Origin of the sequence: Mesorhizobium sp. M0500, assembly GCF_040321165.1 — a bacterium.
Lineage (GTDB): Bacteria > Pseudomonadota > Alphaproteobacteria > Rhizobiales > Rhizobiaceae > Mesorhizobium.
On sequence record NZ_JAMYRB010000015.1, the window covers coordinates 56,931 to 83,025 of the forward strand.

Consider the following 26,095-nt stretch of genomic DNA (forward strand, 5'->3'; position numbering starts at 1 on the left):
GGTTCCATGACTACCGCGCGAAAACAACAATCCGATCAAGGCGACAGGCTGCTCGTCATCGCCTGCGGGATGATTGCGCGCGAAGTTTTGGCGGTCAAGGAGCAGCTCGGGCTCGACCATCTCGACCTGACCTGCTTGCCGGCGGAGTTCCATTTCTATCCGGACCGCATCGCGCCGGCCATGGACAAGGCTATCGAGAAGGCCAAGACCGACGGCTACAGACACATATTCGTCGGCTATGCCGATTGCGGCACGGGTGGCCTGCTCGACCGGATCTGCGAGAAGCACGGCGTCGAGCGTATGGCCGGGCCGCATTGCTTTGCCTTCTACCAGGGCATGGATGCCTATGCGAAGGTCGCCGATGACGACATGATGTCGTTCTACATGACCGATTTCCTCTGCCGGCAATTCGATGCCTTCTTCATGAAGCCGCTCGGTCTGGACAAGCACCCGGAGCTGATCAAGGACTATTTCGGCAATTACGAGAAGCTGATCTATATCGCCCAGACCGACGACCCGGAACTCGACAAGGTCGCCGAAAAGGCGGCGAAAATGCTCGGCCTCGCTTATGAGCGGCGCTCGACCGGCTATGGTGACCTGACGGGCGAACTTAAGCGGGTGGCCTCACATCCGGAGGACGTCCGTTAGACGCCCCGCTTCGGATTATTTGCTCGCCGGTTGCGGATCCGACACGAAATCGACAACGCGGCCGTTTTCTAACCGGATCGGTCCCCTTGCAGTTGGATCCTTGCGCAACGCCTCTGCAATCAGGGCTTCGACGGTGTCGAGGTTGACTTGCAGAATTGAGGAGTCGCCCAGTTCCCAGTACTCGCCTTCATCAAAGACATCGAGCTTGTCGAAAAGAGGAGCAACTTTGCGGAGCAGCTCGATGATTTCGATATGCGCGTCCGACCCGGCAAACTGGGTCTTACAAAATTGCTGCATGAAGAGGTGCCTGTCGAACTCGAACCGAAGGGGCTCCGACTTGGGATGCGGCAGAAGCTCTATTCCTATAACCGGGCCGAGATAGTCCACGCTGCGTTCATCAACGACCCGATGGAGAACCATTTCGGCTTCGTCTATTTTCCGAAACGGCCAGCCTCGAGTGACAGCAAACGCCTCCACTTCCCGCAATAGCACAGCGTAGTGCTCGTCTTCGCGCAGCTGTCCCTCAAAATGGATCGTCACCCCCAACATGCACCTCCCCGCGCAAACGTTTTGCGATGATAGCCGCGCTTCTATTCGATCGCCAGGGCGGCAAGCACATCGGCAAAGCTCGTCTTGCAGACGAAACCCAGCCGCTTCCTCGCCCGCGACGCATCGTAGACCCGGTCGATCGACGAAAACATCGTCCAGCCTTTCTTCGTGTAGAGTGCCGGATAATCCGGAAAATAGCGCGCGACGACCGACGGCGCGTCGGCGATCAAGGCCGCGCAATCTTCGGGCTGGAAAGGCGTCGGTGCCGAGATGATGAAAGTGTCGAAGCCCAATTGCGGCGCTTTCTCCAGGGCAGCGATGTGGGCGTCGGCTGCGTCCTCCACCGTCAGCCGGCGGAACAACAGCTCATTGGCCTTGGTGTTGGCATCCGACTGTTCGATCACGTGCGCCATGTCGTCCGCCTCGGGAAAAAACCGGGCGGTGCGCAACACGATCACCGGCAGGCCGAACTGCAAATGATAGAGCCGGCAGAGCTGTTCGGCTGAAAGCTTGGTGACGCCATAGATGTTGCGCGGTTCAGGCGACATGTCTTCCGTCAGCCATGCCGCCTTGCGCGCCCCGCCGGTGAAGCCGGTGCGTATGGACTCGGAAATCATCAGCGATGTCGTCGACGTAAACACGAAGCGCTGAACGCCAAAAGCTGCTGCCGCATCGAGCAGGTTGAGCGTGCCGCGCACATTCGTCTCGACGAAATCCTCGTTGCGATGACGTTCGATGTCAGGCTTGTGCAGCGCGCCGCTATGGATGATGGCCTCGATGCGGTTCTCCTCGACCGCCCTCATGACCAGGTCGCGATCGGCGACTGAGCCGACGATTCGCGTTTCCGAGGATGGGACGGGATCGAGGCCGGTGACGTCATGACCAAGAGCCCGCAGGCGCGGCGCCAAGGCGCTGCCCAGCCAACCGGACGATCCCGTCAGCAAGATCCGCATTCTTTTGCACCTCGTTTCTGCTGTCGATGCTCAGGCACGGATGACAGAACGCGGCGAAACATTAAGGTATGCGCCAGACAAGAAAACAGCCTGCTCCAGCCAACAAAAGGGAAACGCCACCGATGATCGCTCGCCTCATGTTTGCCGCAGCAACTGTCCTCTGCTTGACCATGCCCGCGTTGGCCGATGGCGAGGTGCAGAAGCTGATAACGGCTGCCGACAAGGCGCGGCTCAACAAATATGGCGAGACGCGCAAGGCAGCGCTTGACGAGGCGAAGGCCGGCGATCCCGCCGAGGTCAAGCAGCTCGACGCTTTGCTGGCAAAGCCGCTGGTTCCCTTCTCTGACAGGGACCTGACCGGCAAATGGCAATGCCGCACCATCAAGGCCGGCGGATTGAGCCCGCTCGTCATCTATGGCTGGTTCAAATGCAAGGTGAGTGACGACGGCTCCGGCTGGAGACTGGAAAAGATCACCGGCTCGCAGCGCACCAAGGGCCGCTTCTTCGACGATGGCGAGAAACGCGCGATCTATCTCGGTTCCTTCCACGTCAACGACGATCCGGCAAAGCCCTACGGCAGCGGCCCGGAAAGCGATCAGGTCGGCTATGCCTTCCGCAACAGCGCCAGTGAATGGCGCATCGAGTTCCCGGCGCCCTATTACGAATCGAAGCTCGATATCCTCGAATTCAAGCGCTGAGCCCCGATCACCAGGGGTTAACCCGGTCAGCCTAGCATTCGCGCGCAAAGAACAGGTTCTTTGCGGGGGGGTCGCAGAGCATGGCACTGTCGAAAACAAACCAACGGCCGATCGTCGTCGTCACCGAAGGCGGCCCGCATATCTGGGCGATCGTCAACGCCGTCGCCGATCAACTCGGCCCGGTCAGCGTCATCCTCGAAGCTCCTGAATCCAAAAAGCAATTGCTTCTCGCGCGGGCGCGGCGGCAAGGCTGGACCTCGGCCATCGGTCAACTCGGCACGATGGTGCTGACGCGCCTCGGCAAGCGCTTCTTCGCCGGCCACGCAGCACGGCTTGCCGCCGGGCAGAAGCTGCAAACCGAACCGAAGCCTGGGCAAAAGATCATTTATGTCTCGTCGGCCAACGCGCCGGAGTGCCTGCAGGCGATCGCGGAAATCCAGCCGGGTGTGGTGCTGCTCGCCGGCTGCCGCTTGCTGTCGCGGCAGACGCTGGCGAAAATCCCTTGCCCGGTCCTCAACTACCACGCCGGCATCGCCCCGAAATATCGCGGCATGAACGGCGGCTACTGGGCGCTGGCTTCAGGCGATGCGGAGAACTTCGGCACCACCGTACATCTGGTCGACGCCGGCGTCGACACTGGCGGCGTGCTGCGGCAGACGCGTGGCAAACCGCAGCCGGGCGACACAATTTCAAGCTACGCGTTGCGGCAGGCGGCCTTCTCGCGCGACATCTGCGTCGAAGCGGTCAGGGATGCGCTGGCCGGCAAGGTCGGCACGGTGGATCCCGGCCTGCCTTCGAAACAATGGTATCATCCGACGGTATGGTTTTATCTCTGGACGGGGATAAGGAACGGCGTCTGGTGACGCGCCGATTTACCGGACAGCCACCCGCCACTAACATTGCATCATGAGCGACATCGACCACCGCACCATCATTGCCGGCCTTTCGGTCGAGGACCGTCGCGACCTCACCGCCAGGGTTGACCGGCCAGGCATTGTCCGGCTGGCGGTCCATGCCGGGCTGGTTATCCTGCTAGGCGCGCTGATCGCCGCCCGCATCCCGTTCTGGCCGCTGCTCGTCTTGCCGCAGGGAATCCTGATCGTCTTCTTCTTCACGCTGTTGCACGAGACCATCCATGAAACGGCGTTCAGGACGGCGTGGCTCAATCGCGCTGTTGCCGCCGTGGCCGGCTTCCTGATCCTGCTGCCGCCGGAATGGTTCCGCTATTTCCATTTCGCCCATCACCGCCATACGCACGACCCGGACAACGACCCCGAACTGATGGCCCCGAAGCCGGAGACCATCAGCCAATATCTGCGCTATCTGTCAGGCGGCCCCTATTGGATCGCCATGGGCCGTGTGATCGCAACCAATGCGGCGGGCCGCAACCGCGACGGCTTTGTGCCGGAAAAGGGCCGCGGCAAGGTGGTTGCCGAAGCACGGCTGTTCCTGATCGGCCATGCGGCATTGCTGGCCGCATCGCTCGCCGCGCAGTCGGCGCTGCTGTTGTGGGTCTGGATCTTGCCGGTGCTGGTCGGACAGCCGTTTTTGCGTGCCTACCTGCTGGCCGAGCACGCGTTGTGCCCGCATGTCGCCAACATGCTCGAGAACACCCGCACCACCTTCACCACAAGGCTGGTGCGCTTCGTGGCTTGGAACATGCCGTACCATTCCGAGCACCATTCCTATCCGGCCGTTCCCTTCCACCGCCTGCCGCGCTTCCATGACATCGTCGCGGAGCATTTACGCACGACCGAACGAGGTTACGTGCGCTTCCACAGGAAGCTGGTCGGCAGCTACGATGGCCGCGCCGGCTGACCAGTGCTGGAAGAAACTCCGCTTTCAACCGCGGCCGTCGATTGCGTCGCTTTTGAAGGCCCCCGCGTCGTCCCATAACAAGCAGCCCAACAGCGCTTCCGGCAATGCTCGAAACCACTGCATTGGCCAAAAGATCGGAATCGATCTTCGGAGAGCACGATGCAGCGGAGTTAAATGGTAGAGCATCGTTTGTGCGTCCGATTGGACGCACGGCGCTCTGCAGGAGCAGGAAATTATGGCCGATCTGATCGTCGTCTACTGGCGCGACATCCCCGCCCAGGTCATCGTCAAGAAGGGCCGGCAGAACGCCAAGCGCGAACTGCCGCTGCGCTTCACCGAGGCGATCGACATGTGCGCCATGCGCACCGGCGCTGGCGGCACCGACGACTATCTTGCCGAATGGCGCAAGGCAGAACCCCTCCCGGTCAGTGACGATCTTGAAGCCGAGGCCGAGAAGGCTCTTCAGGAACTTGATGCGAAATACGACCGTGAGCGGCTGGTCGCTCTGGTCAAGGCGGGGGGCAAAGAAAATGTCTGATCCCCAATCAATGCCGGCGACGACGGCTCAAGCCGGCGTGACCCAGGCGACCATCGTCAAGAAGGCGGCGCCGAAATCCGACTACAAGCCGGCCGACGTGTCGCCACAGCGGCGTGTGCAGCGCTCTTTCGCGGTGCGCCTTTGGTCTGTGCGGCATTCGCGGCTGCTCGAATGGTTCTATGGCAAATTCGCCGACATGTTCCTGCTCCTCCATCCGCTGTGGAAGGGCATCGGCTACAGCCGTGTCGAAGGGCCTGTGAAATTCGTCGAAAAGCGCGTCAAGGGTTTCATGTTCGACTGCCGCATGTGCGGCCAGTGCATCCTTTCCTCGACCGGCATGTCGTGCCCAATGAACTGCCCCAAGCAATTGCGCAACGGCCCTTGCGGCGGTGTCCGCGCCAACGGCAATTGCGAGGTCGAGCCTGACATGCCTTGCGTCTGGGTCAAAGCTTGGGAAGGTTCGCGGAACATGGTGCATGGCGACAAGATTTTGGAAGTGCAGAAGCCGGTGGATCAGTCCTTGCGCGAAACCTCCGCGTGGCTGCGGGTCACCGCGCAGGCCGCGGCCGCCCGCAATGCGGCCCGGAATACTACGAAGACCGGAGCGTCGGCATGATCGGCCGTCAGCCAGACGAGAATCCGGCCGGCATCCATTTGCCGCTCGATCCCCTGCCCGGCCACACCTCGCGTGGCCGGCTGGAACGCGTCCTCAGGCGCGGCGAGTTCGCAGTGACGACCGAGCTCAATCCGCCTGACAGCGCCGATCCGGAAGACGTCTACAACCGCGCCAGGATTTTCGACGGTTGGGTCGACGCCATCAATGCCGTCGACGCTTCCGGCGCCAACTGCCACATGTCGTCGGTCGGCATCTGCGCGCTGCTGACCCGCATGGGCTATGCCCCGATCATGCAGATCGCCTGCCGCGACCGGAACCGCATCGCCATCCAGGGCGACGTGCTTGGGGGTGCTGCGATGGGCGTCGCCAACATGCTGTGCCTGACCGGCGACGGCGTGCAGGCCGGCGACCAGCCCGGCGCCAAGCCGGTGTTCGATCTCGACTGCATGTCGCTGCTCGAAACCTGCCGCGTTATGCGCGATAACGGCAAATTCCTGTCCGGCCGAAAACTCACGACGCCGCCGCAGCTTTTCCTTGGCGCGGCCATCAACCCGTTCGCGCCGCCGATCGATTTCCGGCCCTATCGGCTGGGCAAGAAGATCGCCGCCGGGGCACAGTTCGTGCAGAGCCAGTACTGCTTCGACGTACCGATGTTCCGCACCTACATGCAGAAGGTCCGCGATCTCGGCTATACCGAGAAATGTTTCATCCTGTGCGGCGTCGGGCCGCTGGCCTCGGCCAAGACGGCCAAATGGATCCGCTCCAACGTACCGGGCATTCACATTCCCGATCAGATCGTCAAGCGCCTGGAAGGCGCCCAGGATCAGAAGAAGGAAGGCAAGCAGCTCTGCATCGACATCATCAATGAGGTGAAGGAAATTCCCGGTGTATCCGGCGTCCATGTGATGGCCTACCGCCAGGAAGAATACGTCGCCGAGATCGTCGACGAATCCGGCGTGCTGAAGGGTCGCCGGCCGTGGAAACGCGAAATCCGCCGCGACGACCAGCTCGTTGCCGACCGGCTCGACCACATACTGCATGACGACCTCACTGAAACCCAGGTCGACATGGTCAAGACCGCGCATTGACAGCGCGAATCGTCAGCATTCGCTTGATCAGAAACAGATAACGATATAAAGAACTCTTTATATCACGATGGAGAGATTTCATGACCCGGACCATCGTCGCCTCGGCGACACGAGAAATCATCATCGGCTTCGATCAGCCCTTCTGCGTGATCGGCGAGCGCATCAACCCGACCGGCCGTAAGAAACTGGCCGCCGAAATGATCGCCGGCAATTTTGAGACCGTCATCAAGGATGCGCTGGAGCAGGCCGCCTGTGGGGCGACCATGCTCGACGTCAATGCCGGCGTCACTGCAGTCGATCCCAACGCCACCGAGCCGGCGCTGCTGGTGCAGACGCTGGAGATCGTGCAAGGCCTGGTCGACCTGCCGTTGTCGATCGACTCCTCCGTGACTGCGGCAATCGAAGCGGCGCTGAAGGTCGCCAAGGGCCGGCCGCTGGTCAATTCCGTCACCGGCGAGGAGGAAAAGCTCGAAGCCATCCTGCCGTTGATCAAGAAATACAACGTTCCCGTCGTCGCCATTTCCAACGACGAGACCGGTATTTCGATGGACCCCGATGTGCGCTTCGCCGTCGCCAAGAAGATCGTTCAGCGCTGTGCCGACTTCGGCATTCCGGCGCATGATGTGGTCGTCGACCCGCTGGTCATGCCGATCGGCGCGCTGGGCGATGCCGGCCGCCAGGTATTTGCCCTGCTACGCCGGCTGCGCGAGGAGCTCAAGGTCAACACCACCTGCGGCCTCTCCAACATCTCGTTCGGCCTGCCGCACCGTCATGGCATCAACGCCGCCTTCATCCCGATGGTGATCGGCGCCGGCATGACCTCGGCGATCATGAACCCGGTGCGGCCGCAGGAAATGGAAGCGGTGCGCGGCGCCAACGTGCTGAACGGCACCGACGAGAACTGCACCAACTGGATCAGGACCTACAAGGACTACAAGCCTGCTGAAGGCGGCCAGGCCGTTGCCGCCCGGACGCAGGTCAACGCGCCGGGCGATGGCAATGGCAATGGCGGACGCAGGCGCGGCGGCCGCGAAGCGCGTATGGCGCGGGGTTGAGCCAGGTCTTGGCCGACACGATATGGGGCCTAGGACTGGGGAGGAACCGAGACATAGCGGCATCGCTGCCGTGGCCAAGACCCGAGCTGCGTAGAAAGTAAAGTCTGGAACGTATGAACTCTCCCGTCAACATCACCGATCCGCTCGTGCTGTTCATGCCGTCGGGCAAGCGCGGGCGGTTTCCGGTCGGCACGCCGGTTCTGGATGCCGCGCGCCAGCTCGGTGTCTATGTCGAGAGCGTGTGCGGCGGGCGTGCCACTTGCGGGCGTTGCCAGATCGAGGTGCAGGAAGGCAATTTCGCCAAGCACAAGATCGTTTCCTCCAACGATCACCTCTCGCCCAAGGGCGCCAAGGAAGAGCGCTACGAGCGCGTACGCGGCCTGCCCGAGCGCCGCCGGCTGTCCTGCTCGGCGCAGATTCTCGGCGATCTCGTCGTCGACGTGCCGCAGGACACCGTCATCAACGCGCAGACCATCCGCAAGGACGCCGACACCAGGGTCATCGCCCGCGATGCGGCAATCCGCATGTGCTATGTCGAGATCGAAGAACCCGACATGCACAAGCCGCTCGGCGACCTCGACCGTCTGAAGATCGCGCTGATGAAGGACTGGGGCCTCAAGAGCCTCGATTTCGACTTCCATCTGTTGCCGCAGGTGCAAGGTATTTTGCGCAAAGGCAACTGGACCGCGACCGCCGCCATCCACAAGGACACCGACAGCGAGACCGCACGGGTCATCGCTTTGTGGCCCGGCCTCAAGAACGAGGCGTACGGACTTGCCTGCGATATCGGCTCGACCACGATCGCCATGCATCTGGTGTCGTTGCTGTCGGGCCGCGTCGCCGCCTCGTCGGGCACATCCAATCCGCAGATCCGCTTCGGCGAGGATCTGATGAGCCGTGTCTCGTACGTGATGATGAACCCGGACGGCCGTGAAGGTATGACGGTCGCCGTGCGCGAGGCCATTTCGGGGCTTGTGGACAAAGTCTGCACCGAAGGCAACGTCCAACGCAACGACATCCTGGATTCCGTGTTCGTCGGCAATCCGATCATGCACCATCTGTTCCTCGGCATCGATCCGACCGAGCTCGGCGGCGCCCCCTTCGCGCTAGCCGTCTCCGGCGCCGTGCACATCAAGGCATCGGATATCGGTTTGAAGCTCAACCAGGGCGCCAGGCTCTATATGCTTCCTTGCATTGCCGGCCATGTCGGCGCGGACGCTGCCGCAGTGACGCTGTCGGAAGGGCCGCACCGCCAGGACGAGATGATGCTGATCGTCGATGTCGGCACCAATGCCGAGATCGTGCTCGGCAATCGCCACCGGGTCGTGGCGGCCTCATCGCCAACTGGCCCGGCCTTCGAAGGTGCGGAAATCTCCGGTGGCCAGCGCGCCGCACCGGGTGCCATCGAGCGCGTCCGCATCGATCCTGAAACGCTGGAACCGAAATACCGCGTCATCGGCTCGGAACTCTGGTCCGACGAGCCGGGCTTCCTCGACAGCGTGCAGGCGACCGGCGTCACCGGTATTTGCGGCTCCGGCATCATCGAGGTGGTCGCCGAGATGTATCTCGCCGGCATCATCTCCGAGGACGGCGTCGTCGATGGATCGCTGAGCGGCCACTCGCCTCGCGTCGTCGCCAATGGCCGCACCTTCTCCTATGTGCTGAAGGAAGGCGAGCCCAAGATCACCATCACCCAGACTGATGTGCGCGCTATCCAGCTTGCCAAGGCCGCCCTTTATGCCGGCGCCAAGCTTTTGATGGAAAAGCAGCACACCGATCATGTCGACCGCATCCACTTCGCCGGCGCATTCGGCTCGTTCATCGACCCGAAATACGCAATGGTGCTGGGCCTGATTCCGGATTGCGACCTCGACAAGGTCTCGGCCGTTGGCAATGCGGCCGGCGCCGGCGCCCGCATGGCGCTGTTGAACCGTGGCTATCGCCGCGAGATCGAGGAAACCGTTAGCAAGATCGAGAAGATCGAGACGGCGCTAGAGCCGAAATTCCAGGAACATTTCGTTTATGCCATGGCGCTCCCGAACAAGATCGACCCGTTTCCCAAGCTGTCGGCGGCGGTGAAACTGCCGCCGCGCAAGACGGTGAGCGAAGACGGCATTGCCGGCGACGCTGCCCCGCGGCGGCGTTCGCGCGAAGGCCACGCCGCGCGGCGCGGGCGGGGATGACTCGCCTCCGCTAGGCGGTCAGACCTTCCATTTTCATTTGTATGCAAATGTTTCCAGATCGCGCCGATCTGGAAACGAAAACGCGTTTTCGTGAAATCCGCCAGATACATAGGCGGAGCATTTAACCGGCATCGAACGGCAGGCGGAAACAGTTTTCGGCCACCGCAACGCTTCAAGGAGATCAAGATGTCGATGTTCGAAAGCCTCGGCCGCTATGGTGCGGCCTTCAAGAAAACACGCGAAGCGCGCAAGTCGCTGCGCATCCTCAACAGCTTGCCGCCTGAGATCCAAAAGGACATTGGCTGGCCGGTGTCGCCGCGTTCGAGCGAAAGGCAGCTTTCGGTCGGATGAGGCATGCAGCGCGGATGAAATTCATCGACAAATGCAAGCTGCTCGGTATTCGCCGGAGCCGCAATGCGGCTCCGGCTGCACCCAGCAATTGGCTGCGCGCCGCGTTGCTGCCGCGGCGTTGAGCTGCGCCGGTAGGCCAGAGACTTCATGGCCGGACGCTTTGTCGACAGCTGGGATCAAACGACCGTGTTGAGATTGCATCAATCTTGACTTTTTTGGTGGCGACACAATCTTCGAAATAGTCGGGGGTTCTCTTAGTCGGCTCAGCCGAAGTCCGTGTATCTGCATGCCCAGTCTCAAAAGCCACGTCGTGTCGTTCGTCCTCAGGTACAGCCGCAAGAAGGCGTTTTCCAGCCCCGAGAACCTGCAGCGCTGGATCGCCTATGCGCGCAAGACGGAAAACCATCAGCCGCCTGCGTCGCTGCGGTCACGCCTGGAGATCACAACCCGCACGATCAACGGCTTTCCCGTCTACGAGATCGCTCCCCAGGCTGGTGAGCGGAGGCGGATTCTCTACCTGCACGGCGGCGCTTATGTCTTTGAAATCACACCCTATCATTGGCGGCTGATCGCCGACATGGCCGACCGCCTCGGGTTCGGTATCACCGTGCCGATCTATCCCATTGCTCCCGAACACGACTTTCACGCCATGTTCGGCATGGTCGGCGCCGTCTACCGCCAGATGTTCGGCGAAACCAGGGCGACTGATATCATCTTCATGGGCGATTCCGCCGGCGGAAACATGGCCGTCGTGCTGACGATGATGGCTGCGCAAAATGGCCTGCCCTTGCCATCACGCCACGTGCTGATTTCGCCCGGTCTCGACGTGTCGCTCGCCAACCCAGAAATGTATGAGGCCGAACGCAACGATCCGTGGCTGGGCATTGCCGGCGGCCGCGAGGCGATCCGACTTTACAGCGCCGGCATAGATCCCACCGACTGGCGCATCAGCCCGGTTTACGGCGACCTGTCGGTGCTGCCCAAAACGCTGCTGCTGACCGGTTCACGCGATCTGCTCACCCCCGACAATCTGATCTTCGCGGAAAAGGCGCGCGCGGCCGGCGTCGAAATTGAGATCGTCCACGAGCAAGGCATGTTCCATGTCTGGCCGTTGATCGACATGCCGGAGGCGCGACGCGCGCGGGACAGTATAGTGGCCTTCTTGACCAACGAAACTGACAGTTACCATGCCAAGGCAGGAGAGTTGTCGCTGCAGAGGACAGACCGCGACGGAACCCCTCGCGATCTGGTTGCGCCGCTCAGGTCGTAGTTTGGGTCAGAACTTCCCAGTTTCCCTGAACATCTCAAACGTCGCGCGGATATGATCGGCGACTGCCTTCACCGGCGCGCTGGCGTCCGGCGTCACCACCATGGCCAGATTGTAGGTGCCGATGTCAGGCATGCCGTCCTTCGGGCACAGCTCGACCATGTCGCTGCCGAGGAACGATTTCGGCAGCGGCGCGACTGCAAGATCCGCCATGATCGCGGCGCGCTGGCCGGCCGTGTGTGCGCTCATATAGGCGATACGGTAGTTGCGGCCCTCGCGGCCAAGCGCCTCCAATGCCCCTGCCCGCCAGGCACACCCCTCTTCCCACAATGAGACCGGCAGCGGCTCACGCAGATGCGCGCAACCGCCCTTGGCACCGGCCCAGACGATCGGCTCGGTGAGCAGCACTTCGGCGCCAATCGCGCTGGTCTTGTAGGAGTTGGTGAGCAGCGTGATGTCGAGCGCCCGGTCGTCCATGCGCCGGCGCAGATTGACGCTCTGGTCGATGGTGACGTCGACCGCGATCGATGGATGCGACTGTGCGAACCGCTTCAGCACATGCGGCAGCACACGTTCGCCGTAATCGTCCGGCGAGCCGAGCCGCACCACCCCGACAATGTCTGGAATGATGAACTTCGACACCACCTCGCGATTGATCGACAGCAGCCGGCGCGCATAGCCGAGCAGCATCTCGCCATCGGTGGTCAGCGTCACCGAACGGGCGTCGCGCGCGAACACCGAGCGGCCGAGAATGTCCTCCAGCTTCTTGATCTGCATCGACACGGCCGACGGCGTGCGGAAGACCGCATTGGCCGCAGTGGTGAAGCTGCCGGTCTCGGCGATTGCGACGAAAGTGCGCAGAACATCGAGATCGAGCAGCGGCAGCGGATGATTGAGTGGGGCGTTCATGGCAAGCGACCTTCAATTTTTCTGATGCAAACCATCATTCCATTTCGTTTGATTGAACATCAGTTTGGGAGGATAGTCAACTCCATCGAAGGCAGGACGCATCGAAGTGGTCCCGAAACAACCATGACACGGACCTGCAATCGACACGAAATGAGGCTGAAACAAACCCGGTGTACCGCCTGACGCTGCAAGCGCCGGGACAACCCGGCCCAACGCGAAGGAGACTGAGATGTCTATCCTGTCATCCATCGGTCGGATCGCGACCGAGTTCAGCGAGGCCCGTGCCCGCTACCAGACGGAACGCGCCATCCGCGCGCTGCCGATTGAACTGCAGAAGGATATCGGCTGGCCCGAAGCTGCCGATGCCAAGGCCGGCACTCGCCATGGTGTGGGATCCTGGGCTGGAGCAAAGTAAACCGTGTGTATCAACAGCTGAAGGCCTGCCGCGCAGATCAGCCCGGCAGGCCTTTTTGTTTGTACTCCAATGATTTTCCCGAGCCATGTCGCCGTCGCATGCCGCATATAAGCAAGTCGCATAGCAGCCCGCACTGGCAATCAACACATTGTAAATAATCGAAAATCCTGGGCAGAATGCCCAAATTTGTCGCATTCCGTGTCGCTTTTCATATCAAGTGCTTCGCTTTTGCGATTTAGTTTCCCCTCACGTAAGCCTATATCATCATCAACAAACGAGCTGCCCCACTCCATCAAGCGAAGGCGACCCGTCTGAGCAACCGAATGGAGATGATCATGAAGCTTTTTGCCCGCCTCTTTGCCCGTCGCGAAATGAACCTGACGACTGCGCTCGAGCGCCAGCGCCTGGCCAACACCATGCCTGGCCAGACCGGTGCCATGGCTGCCGCGCGCCTCGGCTTCGTCGCCTGAGACGCGGCAATCCCGGCGGAAGCAGCCTAGCGCTGCTTCGAAATCGATCCAGCGCCGCTTCGGTTTTGCCGACGCGGCGTTTTCGTGTGCGCAGACTGCGTAGGCTCGTTTGCTCGATCCGGCGGCATGTCGCGTCCTTCGCCGCATAGCGATTGCCCATTTGCGACCCGTGTCGCAAATAAAGTCGCTCCGTTGCCATCTAGCCAATTGACAGGAAACGTCTTTCCTGATGTCGCTATGCTAATCGCGACATCCTGTTCGCGCCATTGCAGCGTGAGGATCTACCCGTGAACGTCGTAAAGCACCCGATTCGGCGATCGTTCGTATTCTTCCTGGTCCCCGATTTCACCATGATCGCCTTCGCGACGGCGCTCGATCCGTTGCGTTCGGCCAACCGCATGCTCGGCTATGAAGCCTATCGCTGGCGGCTCGCCAGCATCGACGGCAAGCCGGTGCGCGCCTCGAACGGCGTCGAATGCGCCGTCAACACCTCGCTGGAGGAAGAGCGCAAGAAAATGTCCGGACCGGACCGGCCGAACATGGCCATCGTCTGCAGCGGCATCAATGTCGAGCGCTACCAGAACAAATCGGCCTTTGCCTGGTTGCGCGAGGAGTACAATCGCGGCGTTGCCGTCGGCGGCCTGTGCACCGGCGCGCATATCCTGGCCGCCGCAGGCCTGCTGTCCAACAAGCGCTGCGCCATCCATTGGGAGAACCTGCCGGGCTTTTCCGAGGCGTTCCCCAAGGCCAATGTCTTCGCCGACCTCTTCGAGATCGACCAGAACATCTACACCTGCGCCGGCGGCACCGCCGCGCTCGACATGATGCTGAAGCTGATCGGCGACGATTTCGACGAAAGCCTCGTCAACCGCGTCTGCGAGCAGGTGCTGACTGATCGCGTGCGCAGCCCGACCGACCGCCAGCGCCTGCCGCTGCGCGCCCGCCTTGGCGTGCAGAATTCCAAGGTTCTGACCATTATCGAGCTGATGGAAGCCAATCTCTCCGAGCCGCTCTCGCTGATCGAGGTCGCTGACCATGTCGACCTGTCGCGCCGGCAGATTGAGCGCCTGTTCCGCACCGAGATGGGGCGCTCCCCTGCCCGTTACTATCTGGAGATCCGCCTCGACCGCGCCCGGCACCTGCTGATCCAGTCGTCGTTGCCGGTGGTCGAAGTGGCGGTCGCCTGCGGCTTTGTTTCCGCCTCGCATTTCTCCAAATGCTATCGCGAGTTGTACGCCCGCTCGCCGCAACAGGAACGCGTCGACCGCAAGCAGCTTCTAGCGGCTTGATCCAGCACGTTTCGCGGGCGCGGCCGCATTGTCATGACATTGTCTGGCGTGGTATCCTTCAATCGAGAGGTACCAATGACCAGAACCACCAGATCGGAAAAACTGGACTTGCGCCTTACCCCCCAGGCAAAGCGTACACTCGCAACCGCCGCCGCGACTGAACGCCGTTCGCTCAGCGATTTCGTGCTTGAAAGCGCGCTTGCGCGAGCCGAAGAAACATTAGCCGACCGGCGCAGCTTCCATCTCGACGCCGAAAAATGGGTCGCGTTCATGGCAGCGCTCGACGCGCCAACGCGTGATCTCCCCCGCCTCAAGCACCTATTGAACGAACCAAGCATCTTTTCCGGTCGCGATCCAGCGTGAGCGAATTCCAGATCGAGAAACTGGCCCGCACGCATTTGGTGGACATGTTCGACTGCGGTGAAGAACCGCTCAATCGCTTTCTCGTACGCTATGCATTCCAAAACCAGCAAGCCAATGCTTCGCAGACCTACATTGGTCTCTCTGGCGAAGATGTGATCGGCTTTTATACCCTGGTCGTTGGTGAAGTTAAATATGAGGGTGCGCCCGAGCGATTGACGAAAGGTCTCGCACGCCATCCGGTGCCTGTAATGCTGCTGGCGCGTCTTGCGGTCAGTCTGGACTGGCAAGGCAAAGGCGTCGGCGGCGGACTGTTGCGCGATGCCGTCCTGCGCAGTTTGCAGGCGGCGGATATTGCAGGTATCCGCGCGGTCGTCGTCCACGCCAAGAACGACGGCGCCCGCACGTTTTACGAGCGCTACGGATTCGCGCAATCGCCGACGGACCCGCTGCATCTTTACGTGCTTATCAAGGACTTACGAAGTCTCTGAGCCGTTCAGGCGCCTTGCTGACCCGACTATATCTGCGCCGTGCGCATCGCCTCGACGCGGATATCTTCCGTCAGCCGCGCCTTCAGTGCCGAAAACTCCGGGCTGGTCTTCAGCGTGTAGTGGCGCGGATGCGGCAGGTCGACGGCAACGTCCGATTTGATGCGGCCCGGCCGTGCCGTCATCACGACCACGCGCGACGCCATGAAGATCGCCTCCTCGATGTCGTGGGTGACGAACAGCACCGTTTTTTGCCGCCGCTCCCAGATGCCGAGAAGCAGTTCCTGCATCAGCCCGCGGGTCTGGTTGTCGAGTGCGCCGAACGGCTCGTCGAGCAACAGAATCTCCGGATCGTTGGCCAGTGCCCGGGCAATCGCGGTGCGCTGCTGCATGCCGCCGGAAAGCTGCTTCGGCCAATGGTTTTCAAAACCTCTCAGCCCGACGAGATCGACGTAAGAAGCGACGATTTCGCTGCGCTCGTGCTCGGCCATTCCACGTTCGCGCAGGCCGAAGGCGATGTTCTCGGCAACCGTCAGCCACGGAAACAGCGTATAGGACTGGAAAACCATGCCGCGGTCTGGACCGGGCCGGTCCACCACCCTGCCGTCGAGCAGAACACGTCCCCCACTCGGCGCTTCGAGGCCGGCGACGATCCTGAGCAGCGTCGACTTTCCACAGCCGGATGGCCCCAGGATGGTGATGAAGTCGTTGGCGGCAACCGCCAGATCGATCGGCATCAGCGCCTTGACCGGCTGCCCACCGCCGACACCGGCGAAGGTGCGCGAGACGCCTTCGATGAGCAGCTTGCTCACGCCAGGCTCCATGGAAACAGCCAACGGTTGAGCGCCTTGAATGCGAAATCGGACAACAGCCCGATCAGGCCGATGACGATGATGCCGAAGATGATCTGCCCTGTCGCCAGCCGCGACTGGCTGTTGATGATCATGTAGCCGATGCCCGACGACGAGCCGATCAGCTCGGCGACGATGACATAGGTCCAGGCCCAGCCGAGCACCAGCCGCAGGGTCTCGGCAATCTCCGGCGCATTGGCCGGCATGATCACGCGCCGCACGATGCCGTTGTCGGACGAGCCAAGCGTGTAGGCCGCCTCGACCAGGTCGCGCCGTGTGCCGCCGACCTTGACCGCGATGATCAGGATGATCTGGAACACCGAGCCGACGAAGATCACCAGCAGTTTTTCGAGCTCGCCAACGCCCGCCCACAGGATGAGCAGCGGGATGAAGGCCGATGCCGGCAGATAGCGGGCGAAGGAGACGAACGGCTCCAGGAACGCCTCCACGGGCTTCCAGGCACCCATCACGATGCCGAGCGGCACGGCAACGATGGCCGCCATCAGGAACCCGCCGAAGACGCGCCAGATGGTGATAAGGATGTCGAGCCAGAAGCGGTCCTCGACCAGCAGCCGCCAACCGTCTCTCACCATCGACAGCGGATCGGCAAGGAAAATGCGATTGACGTGGCCGCCAAGCGTGATCCACGCCCAGAACGCCACGAACAGCACGAAGAACGAAATGCCGAGCACGGTTCGAATGCCCGGCGAGACCGGATGCAAGGGGCGCGGCATCTTCGACCGTCCTCTGATCTGAATGAAAAAGCGGCGGCGCACGCGCCGCCGCCGGGCGACAATCCTGCCGGTTAGTCGGCGACGGCGCTGGTGTCGGCCAATGTCGAGACGTCAGGCGCTTCCTTGATCAAACCCATCTGCAGCAGAAGCTCGCCGGCGGTCTTGGAAAAGTCCTGGAATTCCTTGGTGAAGAACTGCTTGTTTTCAGCCTTGTCGGCCCATTTCAGGTATTTGGCCGATTCTTCGAATTCCTTGGCCGACTGCTTCACGTCGGCACCCATCGTCTCATAGGATTTCGCCGGATCGCTCTTGATCAGGTCGAGTGCCTCGAAATAGCTGTCGGCAAGCGCCTTGCCCGCATCCGGATTGGCCTTGAGGAACTCCGGCGTGCAGCCGACCGTATCGAGCACCATCGGATAGTCGAGAGTGGTCACAAGGATATGGCCCTGGTCGGACTTTTCGCGCACCGCCGAGATGAACGGCTCATAGGTGACCGCCGCATCGTTCTGGCCGGCGAGAAACGCCTGCGCCGCCGCATCCGGCTCCAGGTTGACGACCGTCACGTCCTTGGTCGACATGCCGTTCTTGTTGAGCACCCAGGCCAGCATGAAATAGGGCGAGGTGCCCGGCGCCGAAGACGCGACCGACTTACCTTTGAGATCGGCGACGGTCTTGATGTCGTTGCGGGCGACGATGCCGTCGGCGCCGTAGGATTTGTCGAGCTGGAATATCTGCTTGGTCGTCACGCCATTGGCGTTCCAGACCAGCCAGGTCTCGACCGTGGTGGCGGCGCATTGCAGGTCGCCGCTGGCGATGGCGAGCGGCCGGCTGGCTTGCGGCACCTTCTTCAAGGTGACGTCGAGGCCGTGCTTTTCGAAGATGCCGGCCTGCTTGGCGAGCGTCAGCGGCGCAAAGCCGGTCCATCCACTGATGCCGATGCTGACCGATGTGGCGGCCATCGCCGGCGCGGACAATCCGACGGCAAGCGTCAAGCTTGCGGCAAGAATTCCGATCCTGTTCATGTCGGTTCCCCTTTTATGTGTTCGGATGGGGAATTGTGTCACAGACGCCCGCAGGCTTGTCAATGAAGCAGATGCTGCACTGCGGTATGTCACCATCGACAGCAAACTCCGCCATCAGCGGCTGTTGTACATCCAGCTGCGGTCGCGCCACATTTTTTCACCGACCAGGCAGTCGGTGACGGGGATGTCCTGTGCCAGCACCAATGGCGGATGCGCCGCCTCTTCCGCCGCTCGCTGCGGCGAGGCCGGACCGGCAAGCTCCAGCACCAGCTTGCGGCGGATGGCCTCCGGAAACTGCGTCCAGTCATTGACCGGGATCATGAAGGATCCCGGCCCGCCGATGACGCAGTCGCTGTAGTAGCGGTCGAGATTGTTGACATCGTAAGCGCTGCTGAACCCGCCCCTGGTCATCAGCGGCAGGCCGTTGACGGTGATGCCTTGCTTGATCACGGCGTCGCGGGTGATATCGACAGGTGCGCCCTGGTTGTTGGGGCCGTCACCCGAAATGTCGATCACCCGCTTGACGCCCTGGAAGCCGCTTTCAGCAAAGAGATCGCTGGCGAATTCCAGCGCGCCGGAGATCGAGGTGCGCCTGGCACTGGCCGGCGGATGAGCGGAAAGCTGCGCTGCCAGCCGCTCGGCGTCGGCACGATTGGCGATCACCGTCCACGGCACGACGACCTGCTGCCAGGTCGCGCCAGCCCATTCGACATAGGTGACGGCAATCTTGCCATGAGCGCCTTCGCCGATTGCCTGCAGGACATCGTCATGCGTCAGCGCCGCCGCATAGCCATGACGCTGGATTTCGAGCTCGTCCGGCGACATGGACAGCGAAACGTCGACTGCCAGCACCAGTTCGACGTCGACCGGCTCGGCGGCGCGGGAGTTTGCAGTCAGCCATAGCACCGACGCCAGCGCGGCGGCACCCGAGACGAGATGTCTTGCACGGGCAAAACCAGACATGCCGCACGGTAAGCGAAAATCGCCGATCGACAAAGAGAAAAGCCCGGTGGAGAGCCGGTCTCATTCGGTCACATTTTTGCGAACCGCCGGAAAACGAATTTCATTTGTGGATGCGGTGCCCGCCCCGCCCCCACCACTCCACGGCCTTCTCGACATCCGTCTCGGAGGATGGGTCCGGCTTCGGTTTTCTAGCACCGACCCCGCGCGCTGCCCTCCAGTTCGGCTTGAATGACGGCGGAAGCCACAACAGAATACCCGCGGCAGGCAAGATGATCGCAAAACGCAGAATTGAAAGTACGATGCCGCAGATGCCGACGATCTGCGCGGCCCGGCGGACGCCGAAGCGTCTCAGGAACAAATGTCTTGCAATCACGCCGCCATCCAGATCGAAGGCGGGCAGGATGTTGAGAATGATAAGTGACACGTTCAACAATGCGCCAATCCAAAGCGTCCATTCCAGAGGACCGGCCGACCTTGACGGCAGCCACCCGAATGGCCTTTCGGGCGCAAGTGGGATGAGTTCTCCAAAAACCAGATAATAGGCCGCATCGAAAAACGCGGCGAGCGCGACGTTCGCCAGGGGACCCGCTATCGCAATCCGCGCCCAGGCAGGCGATGGCGCTGCGGCGCGTTTGAAACGCGTGAGCCCGCCGAAGAGATATAATTCTATCATGTCGGTGGCGACGCCTTGTCGGCGTCCGATCCAGGCGTGTGCCAGTTCGTGCAGAAATATCGACGCAAACAGAAGCGCTGCAAAGATAGAGGTATGGATCAGTGCATCCTTGGGTCGGCTCGCCCACTCGTTCAGGAAGGGCAGCACAATGGGAATTGCGAAGGTCCAGCTGACGCGAACCGGGATATTCCGGTTCAGCTGAAACACAAGCGCATCGTTTTTTCTGTCCCAGCCGATCCGCCGCAAAGGCACCCCCCAATCGCAGCGCGACGGTAAGCGAGAATCATCGCTCCACAAAGCGAAAAGCCCGACGATGAATCGGGCTTCTGCATTCAGGTCCTGCTGGCACTGCTCGGCTTGCCTGTGTGGAGAATCGGCAGGCAAGCAACGCTTAGCTGCGCGGATTGAGGTTCTCCGGGTCGTAGAGCGGCCTGTAGCCGACGGCGGCCACTTCGACCGGGTACTTCTCGCCGAAATATTCGACGCTCAGCTTGCGGCCCTCCTGGCAATACGCCCAGGGCAGGTGGGCGAGCGCGATGTTCTTGCCGAGGGTCGGACCATAGGCCACCGAGGTCGTGAAGGAGCGGCGGCCGAGCTCGTCGACGAGCGTCTCACCGGTTTGCGGGTCCATCACCGGCATCGTGCCAACCGGATAGCGGGGAACACCATTCGAATCTGTATTGTCCGTCATGATAAGCGTGCAAAGCATGGCCGGCTGATGCACCCGGGCGCGATATTCCAGATGCTTTGCCTTGCCGCAGAAATCGGCCTCCTTGACTTTCGGACGGGCAAGGTCGGCTTCCAGCAGATTGTATTCGGTCAAGAGGTCCGCGTTTTGCAGGCGCAGGCTCTTCTCCATGCGGCGGCTGTTGGCATAGGTCTCGACGCCAAAGGCCATCACGCCGGTCGACCGCAGCGCGTCCCAGACAGCCAGGCCGTCCTCGTAGCGCATATGCAGTTCCCAGCCTTGCTCGCCGACATAGGAGATGCGGAAGGCGGTCACGTCCTTGCCGGCGATCCTGACGGGCTTGATCGCGGCAAAGGGAAAATTCTCAAGCGTCAGTCCGTCGGGGTTTTCCACGACCTTGCCCAATGTTGCCCGCGCATTCGGACCCCAGATGCCGACGGTCACATATCTCTCGGTCACATCGGTGACGGTAACGTCGAAGCCTTTGTCCTCTGCCGTCCGGCGCATGTACTGGAAGTCGCGCGGCCCGGCATCGGCGCCGTCGATGACGCGGCAGCGGTCGGCCATGCGGATGACGGTCAGGTCGGCGCGCACCATGCCTTCCTCGTCGAGGAAATGGGTATAGATGCCCTTGCCGATATTGCCGTCACCGCCGATCTTTGCCGCGCACAGCCATTCCATCAGCGCGACATGGTCCGGGCCTTCCACGTCGTACATGGCGAAATGCGACAGGTTGACGATGCCGCAATCCTCGCTCATCGCGAGATGCTCGGCGTTCGAGACGCGCCAGAAGTGGCGGTTATCCCATTCGTTTTGGCGCACCGGCACCCGGTTGCCGTATTTCTCGAGCAGATGCTCGTTGGCGGCGTAGCCATGGGCGCGCTCCCAGCCGCCGAGCTCCATGAAATAGCCGCCGAGTTCCTTCTCGCGCTCCCAGAAGGGCGAGCGGCGGACATTGCGAGCCTTGGAGAAGGGCTCGCGCGGATGGACCGCCGGGTTGTAGACCTTCATCGCGGTTTCGGTGCAGCGATCCCAGATGAACTGTTCTTTCGTCTGGTGCGGATAGAAACGCGAATAGTCGATGGCGTGGTGGTCGATCGCCGTGCGGCCGTCCGTCATCCAGTCGGCGATGAGCTTGCCCATGCCGGGGCCGTCCTTGACCCAGATCGCCACGGCATACCAGAGGCCCCTCACCTTCTGGCTTTCGCCCATCGAGGGGCCGCCGTCCGCCGTCACCTGCAGCAGGCCGTTGAAGGAATGGCTCTCATTGTAGCCCAGCTCGCCCAGGATCGGCGTCAGTTCCATGGCGCGCTCGAGCGGCGCCAGGATCTGCTCCATGTCGAGATCGCGTTGCGACGGCGAAAGCCGTGCCCGGTTTTTCTCGAGAAGATCGCGCGGATGGCAAAGGCGCGGATTGGTCTCTTCGTAATAACCCCATTCGATCTGCCCGCCTTCGGCGGTCTTAGGGTCGCCAGTATCGCGCATGTAAGCCGAGTTGCCCTGGTCGCGCAGCAGCGGCCAGCCGATCTCCTTGCCGGTGCCGGCGAACTCAGTGTACGGCCCGAAGAAGGTAAGCGGATGGTCAATCGGCATGACCGGCAGGTCCTCGCCCGCCATTTCCGCGATCAGCCGTCCCCAGATGCCGGTGCAGACCACGACATAGTCGGCTTCGATGGTGCCGCGGTCGGTCACCACGCCCTTGATGCGGCCGTTCTCGATGACGAGCGACCTGGCCGACGTATTGGCAAACGCCCTGAGTTTGCCGGAAGCTTCCGCCTGGTCGACAAGCTTGCCGGCGACGGTCTGCGAGCGCGGGATGACGAGGCCGGCGTCGGGATCCCACAGGCCGCCCTGTACCATCTGTTCTTCGATCAGCGGGAATTTTTCCTTGATCTCGGCGGGATCGATCAGGCGGGCGCGTGTGCCGAAGGCCTTCGCCGAGGCGATCTTGCGCTTGATCTCCGCCATGCGAGCGTCGTCGCCGACGCGGGCGACCTCGAGGCCGCCGATGCGCGCGTAGTGACCCATCTTTTCGTAGAAATCGATGGAATAGAGCGTCGTCCAGCACGACAGGAAATCATGGCTGGTCGTGTAGCAGAAGTCGGAGGCATGCGCCGTCGAGCCGATATCCGTCGGGATGCCCGATTTGTCGATGCCGACAATATCGTCCCATCCGCGCTCGATCAGGTGATGGGCGACCGATGCGCCGACGATGCCGCCCAGCCCGACGATGACGACCTTCGCCTTTTCCGGAAACCCTGCCATTGCCCGCGACTCCAAGATGCTATTGCGAGCAGACTATAGGGCGGCGCGGCGCCGCGCTTGCAGCCTGTTTGCGACATCGCCAAAAAAGCCCGCGCCACCAGCCCGTCGAATGCAGTTAGACCTACGCCTTCGCCCTGCTCGGTACGAAGGCGCTGCTAGAGCCCGCCCTGCGCAGCTTCGAAGAAAAGTGCATACCTTCATCGCCGATTACCGGAAGCAAATAAAAGGCCGGGCGTTTGCCCGGCCTTCAAAAATCATGGCGTCGACTTTACTTGATGCGCGCGACGCCGCCCGAGATCTCAATCGTCTCCGAACCGGTCAGCGCCTCGAGGTCGCCATTCGGCAAGGTAACAAAACAGCCGCTCGGGCAAAATTCCACGGTTTCGCCAGCGGCCAGCGCCAGCTCGGTCTTGCCGCCGCCTTCCGTCACGATCAGCGTGCGGGTCTCGGCGTCCTTGTTGACCGCGCTGGCGGCATGGGCCGAACCGCCCACGGCCAGAAAAGCGATGGCGGCGACGAGAGACTTCCACATTTTGCAGTATCGGTGTTGCCACCGCCTCTGTTGCATTTCGCAAGGCATTCTCGCCGTTTGCAGGTGAGCTTATATGCAATGCAAGCTGAACGGCAACTGAATGCCGCATTCATGCCGCAATTGGTTTCCGAAGGCTTGAAGGCAAGCTCCAATCAGCTAGTCAGGATCGGGCTTCCGTACCTTGCGTCCCGACTTGGCGAGACGTTTCGCCTCGACCGCCGCTAGGGCTTTTGCTTGTTCCCGCTCGGCGAATTCGACTTCGATCTTGTCGTCGTCGATCGGCCACGCCTCGTGCTTTTTGGTCTCGACGACGGCGCGCGGTGTCGACGGAATTTCGATATGCTGGTCGGCGAACACATCGAAGATGGCAAAGCGGATGTCGTTCTGGACGATATTGCCACTAAGAACGTCTGCCAGGAATACGCGGATCTCGAATTCGAGCGCGGCCGGGCCGAAATTGGAAAACAGCACAAAGGGTTCGGGGTTTTTCAGCACCAGCGGATGACTGCGCGCGATCTCCAACAGGACGCCATGCACGTGCTTGATGTCGCTGCCATAGGCGACGCCGACCTTGATATCGATGCGGCCGAGCTTGTTGCGGTGCGTCCAGTTCCCGACCGCATTGTTGATCAGGTTTGAATTGGGCAGGATCACCGACTGCCGCTGGAACGTTTCGATCTCGGTGGCGCGCACGCTGATCTTCTTGACCGTGCCGCTGATGTCACCGGCAACGATCCAGTCGCCGACCTTGAACGGCCGCTCGGCCAAAAGGATCAGGCCCGAGACGAAGTTGGAGACGACATTCTGCAGGCCAAAGCCGATGCCGAGAGACAGGGCGCCGGCGACCAACGCGAGATTGGAGAGGTCGATACCGGCCGCCGAGATGCCGACCAGTGCCGCGACCGCGACGCCGGCATAGCCGACCGCCAGCCGGATCGAATTGCGCACACCGGTGTCGACCCGGCCGCGCGCCATCACCGAACCGTCGAGCCAGCCCTGGAACCAGCGCGTCAGGAAATAGCCGATGATGAAGACGACGACGCCAGTGAGGATGCCGGTGACCGAGATCGTCACCGAGCCTATGGTGAGGCCCGTCGCCAGCTTGTAGGCCCAGGCCTGGATGTCGCCGGGCTGGAAGCCCCACATCAACAGGATCAGCGGCAGGAACACCAGCACGATCATGATGTTTATGGCGGCGCTGACGACAAGCCCGAGCTGGTCGAGCGCGGTCTCTTCGTAGCTTGAATTGGCCGCTAGCCAGCGCCCGATCGAAGTGTTGGCGAAACCACCTTCCTCGCCGATCGCCCGCGCCGACAGGAAGCCGATATAGGCGGTGACCAGGATAGTGCCGGTAACCACGACCTGCACCGAGACGAAAATAGCAAGGCCGATAAAGCCGAGCAGCGCCGACGCTATGGTGAATAGCCCTAGCGCGACGGCGGTGTAGCGCAGCCATGCCGGCCACGGGCGCCAGCTCCCGTCGGCAGCCTTGAACGGCTTCAGCAGCCCCATCAGGATCAGGATGACGCCGACGCTGATGGTGGCGACAAAGCTTCTGGCGATGGTCAGCGATAGCGGCGAGCCCATCTTGTCGTTGACGACCGACAGGAAATAATTGATGCCGATGGCGACGGCCATGGCAGTCGTCAGCCGCACCAGCCAGCGCGCCGGGCCGGTTTCGACAGGGATCAGACGCCAGTTCGGCAACCGCGGTTCCAGCGCCGCATTGGTCAGCCGGTTGACGCAGAACACCACCGCGATAACGGCAACCAGCGAATTCAGGAAGATGCCGATGTCGCCGCGCAAGACATTGTAATAATTGAAGAAGAAGACCGTCGAGATAAGGAAGGCGCCAACCGCCAGCGACGGCAGCAATGTCGACCAGAACGCCACCGACAGGCGGCTGAGATAGGATGGATCCTCGACGGAAGGATCGGCTTCGAAGACGCGGCCGAACAGGCGCCGCCCGCCGACAAAAAGCACGGCGGCCAGCGCAAGCGCCATCAACGTCGCGGCAAGAATTGCCTGGAACTTGAACTTGAAGGCGAAGCTCAGCCAGGACGACACCGCTTTGTAGAAACTGGTAAATTCGTCATTGGCGTTGGAAATGACCTCCGGGCTCAATGCATCGGACAGCACGTAGCGCTTGGTGAGCTGATTGCGGAACAGCTCGCTGCGCATGTTGCCGATCTTCTCGATCAGCCCGCTGACACGGATCGACAGGTTCTGCGCGCTGGCAATGACGGCGTTAATCTCGGCTTTTTCGGAAGCCAGCGCCTGGCGTTCACCGGTCACGATGTCGGGCTCGGCCGGCTGGCCCGCGGCCGGCGGAGGTCCCAGCGTCTCGATCCGATCGTTGATATCGCCGAGACGCGAGCGGAACGCCAGCGCGCTGGTGAGCGCCGCCCGCGACAGATCCTCCAATTGCAGGCGGATTTCCACCAGGGTGGCATCGTCTTGGCCGTCCTGCTGTATCTTCTTCTCGAGATCGTCGGTTTTGGCCGTCAGGCTCTGGATGACCTTCTGCTGGTCTGTAACCAGCCCGGCGGCACCCTGCCCGAGCGCCTGCGCCATCGCGTCGAACGACGGCGGCGCCAAGACAACAAGCGCAACGATCAGGACCAGGCGGAGTAAACGAAAGAACATGATTTTTCTGGCGACTCGCGGACGGC

27 protein-coding genes are annotated in these 26,095 nt (G+C 61.7%); 16 read left to right on the top strand and 11 right to left on the bottom strand.

Annotation, left to right across the window (positions count from 1 at the left end; all coding sequences use genetic code 11):
• Window positions 1–6: 6 nt before the first annotated feature.
• Window positions 7–648 (top strand): DUF1638 domain-containing protein, encoded by a 642-nt coding sequence (locus tag NKI70_RS23280; RefSeq protein WP_023676508.1) that lies wholly within the window; start codon window positions 7–9, stop codon window positions 646–648.
• Between the two features lie 15 nt (window positions 649–663).
• Here NKI70_RS23280 and NKI70_RS23285 read toward each other — a convergent pair whose 3' ends face one another.
• Both NKI70_RS23285 and NKI70_RS23290 read right to left on the bottom strand, forming a co-directional pair.
• Window positions 664–1,194, bottom strand: coding sequence for a hypothetical protein (locus NKI70_RS23285; RefSeq protein ID WP_156937334.1), 531 nt, complete (start codon window positions 1,192–1,194; stop codon window positions 664–666).
• Between the two features lie 44 nt (window positions 1,195–1,238).
• On the bottom strand, window positions 1,239–2,150 hold the full coding sequence (locus NKI70_RS23290; RefSeq protein ID WP_031211725.1) for an NAD-dependent epimerase/dehydratase family protein: 912 nt from the start codon (window positions 2,148–2,150) through the stop codon (window positions 1,239–1,241).
• Between the two features lie 122 nt (window positions 2,151–2,272).
• Between NKI70_RS23290 and NKI70_RS23295 the strand changes: the two genes are divergently transcribed.
• The 10 genes from NKI70_RS23295 to NKI70_RS23340 all read left to right on the top strand — a co-directional run bounded on the left by NKI70_RS23295 (window position 2,273) and on the right by NKI70_RS23340 (window position 11,767).
• Window positions 2,273–2,848, top strand: coding sequence for a DUF4893 domain-containing protein (locus NKI70_RS23295; protein ID WP_023676510.1), 576 nt, complete (start codon window positions 2,273–2,275; stop codon window positions 2,846–2,848).
• A gap of 80 nt (window positions 2,849–2,928) precedes the next feature.
• On the top strand, window positions 2,929–3,711 hold the full coding sequence (locus NKI70_RS23300) for a formyl transferase (RefSeq protein WP_352587656.1): 783 nt from the start codon (window positions 2,929–2,931) through the stop codon (window positions 3,709–3,711).
• 43 nt (window positions 3,712–3,754) lie between these two features.
• A complete protein-coding gene (locus NKI70_RS23305) occupies window positions 3,755–4,666 on the top strand; it encodes a fatty acid desaturase (protein ID WP_352587653.1) in 912 nt (303 codons plus the stop codon).
• 235 nt (window positions 4,667–4,901) lie between these two features.
• On the top strand, window positions 4,902–5,204 hold the full coding sequence (locus NKI70_RS23310) for a virulence factor (RefSeq protein WP_352452105.1): 303 nt from the start codon (window positions 4,902–4,904) through the stop codon (window positions 5,202–5,204).
• Window positions 5,197–5,820 (top strand): methylenetetrahydrofolate reductase C-terminal domain-containing protein, encoded by a 624-nt coding sequence (locus NKI70_RS23315; protein ID WP_352454616.1) that lies wholly within the window; start codon window positions 5,197–5,199, stop codon window positions 5,818–5,820. Before NKI70_RS23310 ends, NKI70_RS23315 begins: the two co-directional genes overlap by 8 nt.
• Window positions 5,817–6,908: a methylenetetrahydrofolate reductase gene (locus NKI70_RS23320; RefSeq protein WP_023676515.1), complete on the top strand. Its 1,092-nt coding sequence runs from the start codon at window positions 5,817–5,819 to the stop codon at window positions 6,906–6,908. The genes NKI70_RS23315 and NKI70_RS23320 overlap by 4 nt, the downstream gene beginning before the upstream one ends.
• 80 nt (window positions 6,909–6,988) lie before the next feature.
• A complete protein-coding gene (locus NKI70_RS23325) occupies window positions 6,989–7,963 on the top strand; it encodes a methyltetrahydrofolate cobalamin methyltransferase (RefSeq protein ID WP_023676516.1) in 975 nt (324 codons plus the stop codon).
• A 113-nt stretch (window positions 7,964–8,076) separates the two neighbouring features.
• Window positions 8,077–10,146 carry an ASKHA domain-containing protein gene (locus NKI70_RS23330; protein ID WP_352724937.1) on the top strand — a complete coding sequence of 690 codons (2,070 nt, stop codon included), beginning with the start codon at window positions 8,077–8,079 and terminating at the stop codon, window positions 10,144–10,146.
• Between the two features lie 186 nt (window positions 10,147–10,332).
• On the top strand, window positions 10,333–10,497 hold the full coding sequence (locus NKI70_RS23335) for a hypothetical protein (protein WP_352700443.1): 165 nt from the start codon (window positions 10,333–10,335) through the stop codon (window positions 10,495–10,497).
• A gap of 286 nt (window positions 10,498–10,783) precedes the next feature.
• Window positions 10,784–11,767: an alpha/beta hydrolase gene (locus NKI70_RS23340; protein WP_352700444.1), complete on the top strand. Its 984-nt coding sequence runs from the start codon at window positions 10,784–10,786 to the stop codon at window positions 11,765–11,767.
• 6 nt (window positions 11,768–11,773) lie between these two features.
• Here NKI70_RS23340 and NKI70_RS23345 read toward each other — a convergent pair whose 3' ends face one another.
• On the bottom strand, window positions 11,774–12,673 hold the full coding sequence (locus NKI70_RS23345) for a LysR substrate-binding domain-containing protein (protein ID WP_023676521.1): 900 nt from the start codon (window positions 12,671–12,673) through the stop codon (window positions 11,774–11,776).
• A gap of 229 nt (window positions 12,674–12,902) precedes the next feature.
• Here NKI70_RS23345 and NKI70_RS23350 point away from each other — a divergent pair, with 229 nt between their 5' ends.
• From NKI70_RS23350 to NKI70_RS23370, 5 genes are all read left to right on the top strand, one after another.
• On the top strand, window positions 12,903–13,088 hold the full coding sequence (locus tag NKI70_RS23350; RefSeq protein WP_352452109.1) for a hypothetical protein: 186 nt from the start codon (window positions 12,903–12,905) through the stop codon (window positions 13,086–13,088).
• A gap of 335 nt (window positions 13,089–13,423) precedes the next feature.
• Window positions 13,424–13,558: a hypothetical protein gene (locus tag NKI70_RS23355; RefSeq protein ID WP_013894968.1), complete on the top strand. Its 135-nt coding sequence runs from the start codon at window positions 13,424–13,426 to the stop codon at window positions 13,556–13,558.
• Between the two features lie 350 nt (window positions 13,559–13,908).
• The gene (locus NKI70_RS23360) at window positions 13,909–14,847 is read left to right on the top strand and encodes a GlxA family transcriptional regulator (RefSeq protein WP_348625928.1); all 939 of its coding nucleotides are present in this window, start codon (window positions 13,909–13,911) and stop codon (window positions 14,845–14,847) included.
• A 33-nt stretch (window positions 14,848–14,880) separates the two neighbouring features.
• On the top strand, window positions 14,881–15,210 hold the full coding sequence (locus NKI70_RS23365; protein WP_352700445.1) for a type II toxin-antitoxin system TacA family antitoxin: 330 nt from the start codon (window positions 14,881–14,883) through the stop codon (window positions 15,208–15,210).
• Entirely contained in the window at window positions 15,207–15,698 is a 492-nt protein-coding gene (locus NKI70_RS23370; protein WP_352635640.1) for a GNAT family N-acetyltransferase, read from the top strand. Before NKI70_RS23365 ends, NKI70_RS23370 begins: the two co-directional genes overlap by 4 nt.
• 26 nt (window positions 15,699–15,724) lie before the next feature.
• Here NKI70_RS23370 and NKI70_RS23375 read toward each other — a convergent pair whose 3' ends face one another.
• The 8 genes from NKI70_RS23375 to NKI70_RS23410 form a co-directional block, all read right to left on the bottom strand.
• Complete coding sequence (locus NKI70_RS23375; RefSeq protein ID WP_352452112.1) at window positions 15,725–16,507, bottom strand: ABC transporter ATP-binding protein; 783 nt, start codon at window positions 16,505–16,507, stop codon at window positions 15,725–15,727.
• Window positions 16,504–17,280 (bottom strand): ABC transporter permease, encoded by a 777-nt coding sequence (locus NKI70_RS23380; protein ID WP_023676527.1) that lies wholly within the window; start codon window positions 17,278–17,280, stop codon window positions 16,504–16,506. Before NKI70_RS23380 ends, NKI70_RS23375 begins: the two co-directional genes overlap by 4 nt.
• Window positions 17,281–17,351: 71 nt before the next feature.
• Window positions 17,352–18,302 (bottom strand): ABC transporter substrate-binding protein, encoded by a 951-nt coding sequence (locus tag NKI70_RS23385; RefSeq protein WP_352452114.1) that lies wholly within the window; start codon window positions 18,300–18,302, stop codon window positions 17,352–17,354.
• Window positions 18,303–18,416: 114 nt separating this feature from the next.
• The gene (locus NKI70_RS23390) at window positions 18,417–19,265 is read right to left on the bottom strand and encodes a DUF1194 domain-containing protein (protein ID WP_023676529.1); all 849 of its coding nucleotides are present in this window, start codon (window positions 19,263–19,265) and stop codon (window positions 18,417–18,419) included.
• A 100-nt stretch (window positions 19,266–19,365) separates the two neighbouring features.
• The gene (locus NKI70_RS23395) at window positions 19,366–20,322 is read right to left on the bottom strand and encodes a site-2 protease family protein (protein WP_352700446.1); all 957 of its coding nucleotides are present in this window, start codon (window positions 20,320–20,322) and stop codon (window positions 19,366–19,368) included.
• A 7-nt stretch (window positions 20,323–20,329) separates the two neighbouring features.
• Window positions 20,330–22,891: a GcvT family protein gene (locus NKI70_RS23400; protein ID WP_352635645.1), complete on the bottom strand. Its 2,562-nt coding sequence runs from the start codon at window positions 22,889–22,891 to the stop codon at window positions 20,330–20,332.
• A gap of 268 nt (window positions 22,892–23,159) precedes the next feature.
• Window positions 23,160–23,423 carry a hypothetical protein gene (locus NKI70_RS23405; RefSeq protein ID WP_023676533.1) on the bottom strand — a complete coding sequence of 88 codons (264 nt, stop codon included), beginning with the start codon at window positions 23,421–23,423 and terminating at the stop codon, window positions 23,160–23,162.
• Between the two features lie 156 nt (window positions 23,424–23,579).
• The gene (locus NKI70_RS23410) at window positions 23,580–26,069 is read right to left on the bottom strand and encodes a mechanosensitive ion channel family protein (RefSeq protein WP_352568957.1); all 2,490 of its coding nucleotides are present in this window, start codon (window positions 26,067–26,069) and stop codon (window positions 23,580–23,582) included.
• Window positions 26,070–26,095: the final 26 nt, after the last annotated feature.

What these genes read in the sequence shown, in the direction of transcription:
- NKI70_RS23280 (WP_023676508.1), top strand. Translation starts at nt 7, where the DNA reads ATGACTACCGCGCGAAAACAACAATCCGATCAAGGCGACAGGCTGCTC.
- NKI70_RS23290 (WP_031211725.1), bottom strand. Translation starts at nt 2,150, where the DNA reads ATGCGGATCTTGCTGACGGGATCGTCCGGTTGGCTGGGCAGCGCCTTG.
- NKI70_RS23295 (WP_023676510.1), top strand. Translation starts at nt 2,273, where the DNA reads ATGATCGCTCGCCTCATGTTTGCCGCAGCAACTGTCCTCTGCTTGACC.
- NKI70_RS23300 (WP_352587656.1), top strand. Translation starts at nt 2,929, where the DNA reads ATGGCACTGTCGAAAACAAACCAACGGCCGATCGTCGTCGTCACCGAA.
- NKI70_RS23305 (WP_352587653.1), top strand. Translation starts at nt 3,755, where the DNA reads ATGAGCGACATCGACCACCGCACCATCATTGCCGGCCTTTCGGTCGAG.
- NKI70_RS23310 (WP_352452105.1), top strand. Translation starts at nt 4,902, where the DNA reads ATGGCCGATCTGATCGTCGTCTACTGGCGCGACATCCCCGCCCAGGTC.
- NKI70_RS23315 (WP_352454616.1), top strand. Translation starts at nt 5,197, where the DNA reads ATGTCTGATCCCCAATCAATGCCGGCGACGACGGCTCAAGCCGGCGTG.
- NKI70_RS23320 (WP_023676515.1), top strand. Translation starts at nt 5,817, where the DNA reads ATGATCGGCCGTCAGCCAGACGAGAATCCGGCCGGCATCCATTTGCCG.
- NKI70_RS23325 (WP_023676516.1), top strand. Translation starts at nt 6,989, where the DNA reads ATGACCCGGACCATCGTCGCCTCGGCGACACGAGAAATCATCATCGGC.
- NKI70_RS23330 (WP_352724937.1), top strand. Translation starts at nt 8,077, where the DNA reads ATGAACTCTCCCGTCAACATCACCGATCCGCTCGTGCTGTTCATGCCG.
- NKI70_RS23335 (WP_352700443.1), top strand. Translation starts at nt 10,333, where the DNA reads ATGTCGATGTTCGAAAGCCTCGGCCGCTATGGTGCGGCCTTCAAGAAA.
- NKI70_RS23340 (WP_352700444.1), top strand. Translation starts at nt 10,784, where the DNA reads ATGCCCAGTCTCAAAAGCCACGTCGTGTCGTTCGTCCTCAGGTACAGC.
- NKI70_RS23345 (WP_023676521.1), bottom strand. Translation starts at nt 12,673, where the DNA reads ATGAACGCCCCACTCAATCATCCGCTGCCGCTGCTCGATCTCGATGTT.
- NKI70_RS23350 (WP_352452109.1), top strand. Translation starts at nt 12,903, where the DNA reads ATGTCTATCCTGTCATCCATCGGTCGGATCGCGACCGAGTTCAGCGAG.
- NKI70_RS23355 (WP_013894968.1), top strand. Translation starts at nt 13,424, where the DNA reads ATGAAGCTTTTTGCCCGCCTCTTTGCCCGTCGCGAAATGAACCTGACG.
- NKI70_RS23360 (WP_348625928.1), top strand. Translation starts at nt 13,909, where the DNA reads ATGATCGCCTTCGCGACGGCGCTCGATCCGTTGCGTTCGGCCAACCGC.
- NKI70_RS23365 (WP_352700445.1), top strand. Translation starts at nt 14,881, where the DNA reads ATGACATTGTCTGGCGTGGTATCCTTCAATCGAGAGGTACCAATGACC.
- NKI70_RS23380 (WP_023676527.1), bottom strand. Translation starts at nt 17,280, where the DNA reads ATGCCGCGCCCCTTGCATCCGGTCTCGCCGGGCATTCGAACCGTGCTC.
- NKI70_RS23385 (WP_352452114.1), bottom strand. Translation starts at nt 18,302, where the DNA reads ATGAACAGGATCGGAATTCTTGCCGCAAGCTTGACGCTTGCCGTCGGA.
- NKI70_RS23390 (WP_023676529.1), bottom strand. Translation starts at nt 19,265, where the DNA reads ATGTCTGGTTTTGCCCGTGCAAGACATCTCGTCTCGGGTGCCGCCGCG.
- NKI70_RS23400 (WP_352635645.1), bottom strand. Translation starts at nt 22,891, where the DNA reads ATGGCAGGGTTTCCGGAAAAGGCGAAGGTCGTCATCGTCGGGCTGGGC.
- NKI70_RS23405 (WP_023676533.1), bottom strand. Translation starts at nt 23,423, where the DNA reads ATGTGGAAGTCTCTCGTCGCCGCCATCGCTTTTCTGGCCGTGGGCGGT.
- NKI70_RS23410 (WP_352568957.1), bottom strand. Translation starts at nt 26,069, where the DNA reads ATGTTCTTTCGTTTACTCCGCCTGGTCCTGATCGTTGCGCTTGTTGTC.